This window comes from Dactylosporangium maewongense (assembly GCF_039531485.1).
In the GTDB taxonomy this organism is placed as follows: domain Bacteria; phylum Actinomycetota; class Actinomycetes; order Mycobacteriales; family Micromonosporaceae; genus Dactylosporangium; species Dactylosporangium maewongense.
Map to the genome: position 1 here is coordinate 213964 of NZ_BAAAQD010000023.1, position 9210 is coordinate 223173.

5 protein-coding genes are annotated in these 9210 nt (G+C 69.4%); all 5 read right to left on the bottom strand.

Going from position 1 to position 9210, the window contains the following annotated elements:
* Positions 1–12: 12 nt before the first annotated feature.
* The 5 genes from ABD332_RS43890 to ABD332_RS43910 all read right to left on the bottom strand — a co-directional run bounded on the left by ABD332_RS43890 (position 13) and on the right by ABD332_RS43910 (position 8448).
* The gene (locus ABD332_RS43890; RefSeq protein ID WP_344510129.1) at positions 13–2625 is read right to left on the bottom strand and encodes a LuxR C-terminal-related transcriptional regulator; all 2613 of its coding nucleotides are present in this window, start codon (positions 2623–2625) and stop codon (positions 13–15) included.
* 330 nt (positions 2626–2955) lie between these two features.
* On the bottom strand, positions 2956–3240 hold the full coding sequence (locus tag ABD332_RS43895) for a hypothetical protein (protein WP_344510131.1): 285 nt from the start codon (positions 3238–3240) through the stop codon (positions 2956–2958).
* 242 nt (positions 3241–3482) lie between these two features.
* On the bottom strand, positions 3483–3689 hold the full coding sequence (locus ABD332_RS43900) for a hypothetical protein (protein ID WP_344510133.1): 207 nt from the start codon (positions 3687–3689) through the stop codon (positions 3483–3485).
* 294 nt (positions 3690–3983) lie between these two features.
* A complete protein-coding gene (locus tag ABD332_RS43905) occupies positions 3984–5318 on the bottom strand; it encodes a ricin-type beta-trefoil lectin domain protein (RefSeq protein ID WP_344510135.1) in 1335 nt (444 codons plus the stop codon).
* Between the two features lie 178 nt (positions 5319–5496).
* Positions 5497–8448 carry a 3-keto-alpha-glucoside-1,2-lyase-like domain-containing protein gene (locus ABD332_RS43910; protein WP_344510137.1) on the bottom strand — a complete coding sequence of 984 codons (2952 nt, stop codon included), beginning with the start codon at positions 8446–8448 and terminating at the stop codon, positions 5497–5499.
* Positions 8449–9210 lie beyond the last annotated feature (762 nt).

Genomic DNA, 9210 nt, shown 5'->3' on the forward strand with positions numbered 1-9210 from the left:
CCCGGCCGGTGGTCATCCGATGGCCGTCCGGGACGCGGGCGCGGCCAGCACCCGGGCGAGGCCGTCACGGCCGGTTACGCCGAGCTTGCGGTACACGCGGTAGAGGTGGTTGCCGACGGTCCGCACCGACAGCCGCAGCTGCTGGGCGATGGCCTCGTTGGGCAGGCCGGTGGCGGCCAGGTCGGCGATCTGGCGTTCCCGGCCCGTCAGCGCGGCCGGCCGGGCGACACCCTCCGCCCACTGCGGCACGAACCCCTCGCACCGCTCCCCCAGTGTCGCGAGCAACGGCCGGAACCTGCTGTCGCGCACCGTCCCCTCCAGCCGGACGCCGGATGCCGCGGCCTCCAGCGCGACCGCCGCGTAGCCCAGCCCGGCCAGGCCTTCGCAGGCGGCGGCGAGCCGGTCCGCGTCGCTTTGCACCAGCGCCTCGACGTGGTCGGCGAAGAGCACGAACAGCGGGCTGTCTGCGCGGTCCGCGGCCAGCCGCAACGCCGCGGCCACCGAGGCACACGGCCGCAACCGACCGGCCAGGTACAGGCTGTCGGCGGCGCTGGTGAGCCGGTTCAGGGCGAGGTACCGCTCGCCGAGCGCCGCGGCGAGCCGGGCGCCGCCGGTGGCGTCACCGGCGTGGGCCCGGCTCCGCGCCTCCGCCATGTCGAGGTGCCCGGTGAGCACCGAACCGGACGGTAATCGCGCGCGCATGTGCCGCACCGCCGAGGCGGCCGCCGCGCCGCGGCCGAGCGCGGCCTGACAGGCGGCGTACTCGCTGAACACGTACGTCTGGATGGGGAACGGGGTGTGCTCGTCGACGAGGGCCCGGGCCTCCCGCAGGTACGGCAGCGCACGCGCCGGGCGTCCGGCCCACACCTCGCAGACCCCCAGCTCCAGCGACAGCATCGCCACCTCCGACGCGGCGCCGCGGGTCAGCGCCGCCCGGTGGTACGCGCGCCCGGTGGACAGTGCGGCGGACAGCTCGCCGGCCATGACGAGCGCGTGGACGTGACAGGCGGCGGCCGCGCCGCGCATCGACGCCCACGCTCGGGGTGCCGCCAGGTCGCCGTCCCGGAACCCGGCGACGACCCGGGCCGGGGCGCCGGCGAAGACCGCGGCGTACGCGCGGATCGCCGACGCAGCGCCGCCGACGACACTGCCGGTGACGCCGTCGAGCAGGGTCCCGTCGCCGTGGCCGGCACCGAACACGGACAGCGCCAGGGCGGCCACGCCGAGCCGCGGGTCGTCGCGCTGCTCCGCGGGCAGGGTCCGGCGGGCCCGGGCGACGACCGCCGCGGCCAGCTCCGGCCGGCGCAGGCCCCAGAACAGGTTGAGGGCGCGCAGCGCCGCCACGCCGGCGCGATCGGCCGCCGGCAGGTGCTCGTGCTCCGCGTCGAGCAGAGCCTCGGCCGCGACCGCCTTGTCCTGAGCGACGAGCGCACCGGCCAGCACCTCCACCCCGGCCGCTCCAGCGCTGCGCGCGAGGGACTCGGCCCGGACCGCGTCGCCGCGGTCCAGGGCGTCACGGGCGGCGCGCAGGATGTGCGGCACGGGCACCCGCTCCTTGGCCGCCAGGCGCCACAGCACGGACCGCAGGTGCGCGCCGGGGCCGGGCATGCCGGCCGCGTCGACCGCGTCGGCCAGCCGCCGGTAGACCTCCCGGCGCTCCCGGGCCGTGGCGGTGGCCCGCATCAGCTCGCCGTACAGCGGGTGGCCGCAGCGCACCAGCAGCCCGTGGGCGGAGCGGTCGACCCGGATCAGCTGCCGCCGCTCCAGCGCTTCCAGGACCGGCAGCGGTGCCAGCGTCTCCAGCGCGTCGGCGCACATCGGCTCGCCGTGCGCCACGTACCGCAGCGCGGCGCGCTCCTGCGTGTCGAGGCGGCGCAGGACGTCGGCGACGAGATCGCGCAGGCCCTGGTGGGAGCAGATCGTGCCGTGCCAGCGCCACAGCCCGTCGACCGGGCGCAGCTGCCCCGCGGCGAGCCCGGCGTCGACGAGATGGCGCAGGAACAGCGGGTTTCCGCCGGTGATGCCGGCGAGGCGGCCGAGGGTGAGCCGGTCGACCGGGCCGCCGAGCGCGGCGCGGATCAGCGCGTCGACGGCCGCCGGTCGCAGCGGGCCGATCGAGACCCGCTGCAGCGTCGGCCGATCCCGTAGCGCACGCAGCGCCGGGGCGTCCATCGCCTCGGGCCGGGCCGTCACGAGCAGCTTGGCGGGCACGGCGCCGGCCAGGTGCTGCACGAGGGCGGTCGACGCGGCGTCGAGGTGCTGGGCGTCGTCGATGTGCAGCAGCACCGGCCGGTCCGCGGCCCGCTGCCGCAGCGCCCGGGTGGCCGCGGCGTACGCGCGGGCCAGCCCGTCGCCGCCCGCGGCGGGCAGCAGCGGGGCGGCCGCGGCGAGCGGCAACCCGTCGGCCGCCTCCCAGCCGGACAGGGTCGACACCAGCATGCCACCGTCCGTACACCGCTGCGCAACCTCCTGCGCCAGCCGGGACTTGCCGACGCCGGCCTCACCGATGAGCAGGACGCCCGCCTCGTCGGTGGCGCCGAGCAGCGCGGACAGGTGCTGTACCTCGGTCGATCGGCCCACGAGCGGCCAGTGCACCGCCGTGGTGGCAAGCGTCGTCGCAGTCACGGTGGCTCCCACGCATGTCGGCGGCGACGCGCGGTGTGCGACACCATCGGTGCGGTGCCAGAATGTCGCCGCGCACCCATGCTCGCCGCCGGAACCGGCCCGCGCAACCTCAAGGACGGATTCGCGCTGAGCAATGGATACTCATGCGGGTTCGAGACACACGTAGTAGGCGACCTTGCTCGGATTGGCGATGCTGCGCCGCGCCAGCAGCCGATGTCCGCAGTCGGGGTCGGCGCAGCGGCCGGATCGGTACCACCGCCCAGTCGTAGAACCGCTCCCCGTGGGCGCCGGCACCACAACACAGTGTCGATGCGCTTGCCGACGCAGAGGTCAGCCGGACGTGGCGGGCCGGGCCGGCGCGTCGGCGTCGTAGTAGTGCACGCCCGAGCGAGGATTGTGGGTGAGCCAGGCGAGCATCTCGTTGACCTGGAGCGAGTACCACTCGGTGTAACCGCACGCCGCGCAGATCCACACCTCGAAGCGCCCGGTCTCGATGCGCTTGTCCGTGCTCCCGCCGTCCGCCGATCCGGACGCCCACCGGGTGACGGCCGGCAGGACGTCGACGACGTTGCGGTTGTCGGGTTCGGGAAGCATGACCGGGTCGATGTGCCACACGCGCGCACACTGACACTTGACACAGCGACGACTCGTACGCATGAGCGCACTGTAGAGGCCCGTCCCACCCGGCTCTGGCGCGTCCACGACAGGAACACCGTCGGATGAGCGTCCGGCTGGTAGTGCTGGGCCACGGTGTCCAGGATTCCCTCGATACGTTCGTCGGCGAGCATCGGCTTGCAGGCGTCCAGGTCATCGATCGGGCCACCGGGAATGCTTGAAGCCGCCGTGGGGAATTGCCCTCAGTCGCAGTCGTGTCCGCTTTTCGACTTCGATCCGCTCTTCGACTTGCTCTTGCTGCTGCCACCGCTCTTCCCGCCTGGTTTGCCGGCGATGCTCATGGTGATCGTGTCGCAGGTGCCGCCCGAGACGAGGTTGCAGGCGGTGAGGGCCGGCGTGAGCAGCAGGGCCGCGAAGGCGGCGATGATGGCTTTGCGGGTGCGGGTCATGGCGGTTTCCATCCGTGGTCGGCGCTGTCCTCGGAATGATGCACGGCGTTGTCAATTCCGTAGATCAGGTCTCCGACACACGGATGCGGCGTTGCTCACTCATCCACCCAGCAGGTCGCGGACGGCGCCGTCGACCATGCGGCGCACGGCACACTCGACGGCGACAGCGGGATCGTGATGCCGCGCCCACGGTGACGCTGTGCACGGCAGCGCTGCTGGCCGTCGCGCGCGGAAGGGGCGCGGGAGCCTGTCCGCTCCCGCGCCCTGACCGTCAGCGTGCCCCTCGGCCGGCCGTCACGCGGCCTTCACGAAGTACTGTGCGGCCGATCCGTTGCAGTCCCAGATCTGCAGTCGCGCGCCGTCCGCTGTCGAGCCTGACGGGGAGTCCAGGCACCTGTTGGAGTTCGGGTTGCGCAGCCGGTTACCTTCCTGGACCCAGTTCTGTGCGCCGCTGCCGTTGCAGTCCCAGAGCTGCACCTGCGTGCCGTTGGCCGTGCCCGCGCCGGTGACGTCGAGGCATCGGCCCAACGTCCGCAGGGTCTGGCCGTTCCAGCTCCACTGCTGGTCCTTCGAAACAGCGGACCCCTGGCACGTCCACAGCTGCACGGCCGCGCCGTTGCCGCCGGTGTCGTTTCCGGCCACGTCCACGCACTTGCCGCCCGGCCCGTTGATCTGCGTCGCGGGTCCGCCCGGCGTCGTGCCGCCGTCCTGGTAGTAGCGCACGTAGTCGATCGATGCGGTGAGCGGGAACTGGCCCTGCACGGGGTTCTGTCCGGGGTACGTGCCGCCCAGCGCCAGGTTGAAGATGACGTGGAACGGCTTGCGGAACTCTTCCAGGGTTGCCGGTGTCGTGTCGATCACGTGCGTCTGCGTACCGTCGACGTACCAGCGGATCTGCGCGGCCGTCCATTCGATCGCGTAGACGTGGAAGGCTGCGGCGTTGTTGACGGCGGGGTTGGCGACGTAGTTGGCGTTCTGGCCCGCTGTCCACGGGAACACGCCGGTCCGCAGATCCCAGAAGATGTTGTTCGTGACGGTCGCGTTCGCGTTCGCGTGTTCCATGATGTCGACCTCGCCGCAGCTGGCCCAGTTGGTGGGCAGGCGGTCGTAGTAGGTCTGCGCGGGGTTGTAGGCGCTCGTGGACGACTCGTCGCACGCGTCACCGAGCATCCAGAACGCCGGCCACGAGCCGGTGGCGGTCGGCAGCGCCATGCGGGCCTCGATGCGGCCGTACTGGAAGGACCGCTTCGTGTCCGTCGTCATGCGGCACGACGTCTGGTACCAGTTGCGGCCGTTGACCACCATGGGCGTCGTGAGCCAGTTGGCGCGCATCACGAGGTTGCCGCCGGACTGCGTGCAGTTCTCGGGGCGGTACCACTCCCACTCGCCGTTGCCCCAGCCGTCGAACGTGTTGAGCCCGGGGTTGAGGCCGTTGCCGACGTTGTAGTTCCAGTTGGCGCTGCTGGGCGCGCCGGACCCGTTGAACTCGTCGGACCACACGAGGTTCCACGCGGCTTGTGCGGGCTGCTGCAGGACGACCACGCTGCCGACGAGCGCAGTGACGGCCGCGGTGAGGAGGATCATGAGGCGGCGGGGGATGCGGGGTGTGCGTTCCTGTTCGGTCTCCACGGCGATTGTGCCCTTCTCGAGCAGGGGCCTCACGTGGCGGCGTGAGAGCGCTCTCAGCATCGTGATTGACTGGAAACCTTGTTGTCAACAACCTGTCATGCTCCAGTAACGGAATTTGTGCAAGACGCGACAAACTGGTGTCGCCGCACGGAAGCCGGCGGCGACACCAGCGTGCCTGTCAGCTCAGCGGTTCGATCCAGATGTTGCGGAAGCGGGGGTTCGCGCCCGGGTCGCCGTGGTCCTGCAGGGCTATCGAGCCGGGCGTTGACCCTTCAGGCTGCCCGTTTCCGGTGGGGCCGTTGATGGCGACGTTGTTGTGCACGACGACGCCGTTCCACACCACGGTGACTCTGGCATCTTCGAGCTTCGTGCCTGTCGCGCTGAACCGCGCCGCGCGGAACGTGATGTCGTACGTCTGCCACGTGTTGGGCGCGGTGGCCATGTTCCGGTCGGGGGCACGCTTGAGGTAGATGGCTCCGGCCTCGTTGTTGGCCAACGTGGTGTCACCGTAGGAGTCAAGGACCTGAATCTCGTATCGTTCCTGGAGGTAGAACCCGCTGTTGCCGCGAGCCTGTCCGGTGACCTCCGGCGGGTAGGTGGGTTCCAGCCACTCGCCGTGCAGCTTGAAGTCGCCGAATTTCGCTCTGGTACGGATGTTCCCGCCGAGCGATTCCATCGATCCGCCCGCTACCGGCCAGGTCGCAGGGTTGCCGTCAGTGGTCTCCCATGCCGCCAGGCCGGCGCCGTCGAACAATGCGATGCGCGGTACCGCAGCGACGGCGACGTTGTCGAGGTTGGCGCCGTTGGCACCCGTCGTCGTCACCCGGATCTTGCTCGGCCCGGCCGGTAGCGTCGTGGACAGCGATACGGTTCGCCAGGTGCTCCACGCGTTTGTCGGCGGGAACGAAAACGCTGGGCTGACAGTCGTGCCGTTGACCGCGACGGCCAGCGGTCGGTCGGCGGTCCCGCCGTTGGCGTAACGGAATGCCAGCGAATAGCTTCCCGCGCTCGGCACGTCGACGGTCCATTCGGTGTACCCGCCGGTGTTGGCAGTCGTTGCGAAGTCCGCGTAACCGGTCCCGCTGTACCCGGCATGCTCGGTCGACACGGTCGCGCCGCTGAGCGCCGCCTGCTCAGCCTCGTAGGTGCTACCGGGCAGCGCATTGAGTGTGTACCAGGCCTCCGTGCTCCACAGGGACTGCCCTGAAGCCGAACTGAACGGCCGCGGCGACTGCACGTGGACCACCCGCCCGGCCTCCAGGCCGTTGATCCTCAACGTGACCTTCTTGCCGTCGGCCGAAGGGACGGCCGAGCTGACGCTCAGCGTTTCCAGATCGACCTTCGGCCCGCCATAGCTGGAGGTCGGCGTGTACCGCCATTGCTGGACGGCGTACCGCGACGTCAGCGAGCTCAGCGTTGCAGCCGACAGAGGCTGGGTGTATTCAAGTTCGAAGCCGCCGGCCACCGCCCGCATCGCCAGGATGTCGAAGGCGTTGCTGCTGGTAGGGGTCAGCTTCTGCAGACCGAAGCGGAGCTTGCCCTGCTGACGCCAGTTGCTGCTGGCGCGTTCGTCGCCGATGCCGCCCGCGTAGATCGCGCCGTCGGGCCCGAGGGTGAGCCGGCTGATGCCGGCCTCAAGTCCCTGGGCGAACCGGAAGACCGCGCCCTGGTATTCGCCGTTGACCTTCTCCAGATACCCGCGTTGGATCCCGCCATAGGTGACATCACCAAACAGCATCTGCCCGGCGAACAGGCCTTGGGTGAGCATGATCGGTGTGCTCGGCGAGTTCGCGATCTCGTTGTGCGGCAGCCACAGGACCGGCTGCGTGACCGCGTTGGTGTCGAAGGGACCTGCCGGATCGTTGTAGTGGTTGAAGAACCGGCCGGGTTTCAGCTGCACCAGCTTGTTGGCCGACAGCCAGTCGCCCTGGTTGTCGGTGACGAAGATGCCGCCTTCGGGGCCCCAGCCCATGCCGTTCGGAGTACGCAGTCCACTTGCCGTGTATTCGACCTGCCCGGTCGCTTTGTTGACTTTGATAGCGGTGCCGCGGTTGGCGGCGAGCTGCGGTTTGGTGGTGCGCCCGCCAGGAGTGATCTGCACCGACAGGTTGAGATAGAAGTATCCGTCCTTGTACAGCAGGCCGAACGCGAACTCGTGGTAAGTCCCGCCGAACGGCCAGGTCGCCACCGTGCGCTTGCTGTCGATGACGTCATCGCCGTCGGCATCGTTGAGCTCGACCAGCCGGGACCGCTCCGAGACATAGAGCTTGCCGTCCACATATTTGATTCCCATGGGGTCCTGCAACCCTGTGGCGATCTTCTTCACGGTCACCTGCTGGGCGGAGGTGGTGCCGGTGACGTTGCCCAGCAGGTAGACCTCGCCGAGCGGCGCAGTGGTGCCGTAGTCGCCGCCCCACGTGGTGATGGCCAGCCTGTTGTCGGGCAGCCAGTCCATCCCGGTGACTTTTGGCTCGAACCCGCTGGGACGCAGACTGGTCAGCGTGTAGTTGGGGTGCACCGCGTTCAGTGGCAGCCCGTCGCCCGGGGTGTCCATCCCCTGGACGCATTCCTTGGTGCCAGGTGCGGTCACCCGGGTGACTCCGGATTCGGTGCTCAGCGCTGTGGTCGGCACGAGCGCAAACTGTGTGGCGCCCGGTGGCTGCCACTCCAGCTTGAGCGTCTGACCGCCGGTGTTGTCGAAATGTTCGACGCGCAGCTTGTGATAGCCGGCGGACAGGTCGATGGTGCCGTCTTTCGGCGACGCGCCGTGCAGGCCGTCGTGGCTGATGACCGTCGTGAACGTGCTGTTCACGTCGTCGTTGTCGACGACGGTGCTCTTGTCGATGCGTAGGCGGGAGCCATCGTCGCTGGTGAGCCGGAACGTGTACGAACCGGCTGTTGGAATATTGATGTTCGCGATGACCTGGGTGTGGAACCTGTCGGCGATGCCGAAGTCGGCCTGGGTCGACCAGTTGATCACCGGCATCAGCTTGTCGAAGTTGGGGGTCTGTCCTGGCTTGAGCGTGCAGAGTCCGGGTAGATCAGACCCGATGTTGTAGGTGCGCAACGTGACTCCGGGATCCTGCGGTGGGATCGCGGCGTATGCCGGCACAGCCACCAGCGACAGCATCACACTCAGCCCGAGAGCGACGACTGGCGCCCGGTGCCGCCGGCGGGCGACTTCTGGGACGGTCTGGGAACTCATGGCGACCCTTCTCGTGATCGCATCCGCGCAGCAGCGCACACACCGGCCCGGATGACAGGGGTGGGATCAGGCGGGTGCCTGACGTAGGTCGGACGCGCGCCGCCGCGTCGTCTTCTCAACGGACCGGGCTACTCTCGCTCCAAGCGAAACTCCCAGCGTCGGGGTCAGGAAAGCGCTTTCCGGAGCAGTGAGTCACTCTAATTGAAGTATCGTGCTGTTTCAATGTCTTCACACTGCCGGTCCCGGGGCTCCCGCCAGTATCCGATGACACCTTTGCCCGACGTCGTGCATCGCGACGAGACGTACCTCGGCCGCACCGCACACCGCGACGGCCCTACCGCGACGTTCGACCTCGACGACGCCACCGTCACCCTGGTCGTTGGGACGCGATGCCCGGCCGGGCCGAATGCGGCGAATCTTGCCATTACGCCTTGGAGTGCACCAGGTCAAGCTTAAATTTGGTGGCAAACCGGATGATTCTGTCGCCGAGCGTCCACGGGGGTTGACGTGTTTGGTGCATTGCGATCCCGTGGCCGCCACGGCTGGCGTTGGCGCAGTTCGTGAGCCACCCCCGCTTTCATGGAGCTTCTTGATCATGGTCTGATGGCCATGGGAAGGAAGATTCGTGCCAGCACCGAAGAAGTACTCACCTGATCTGCGGCAGCGTGCCGTGCGGTTGTATCGGGA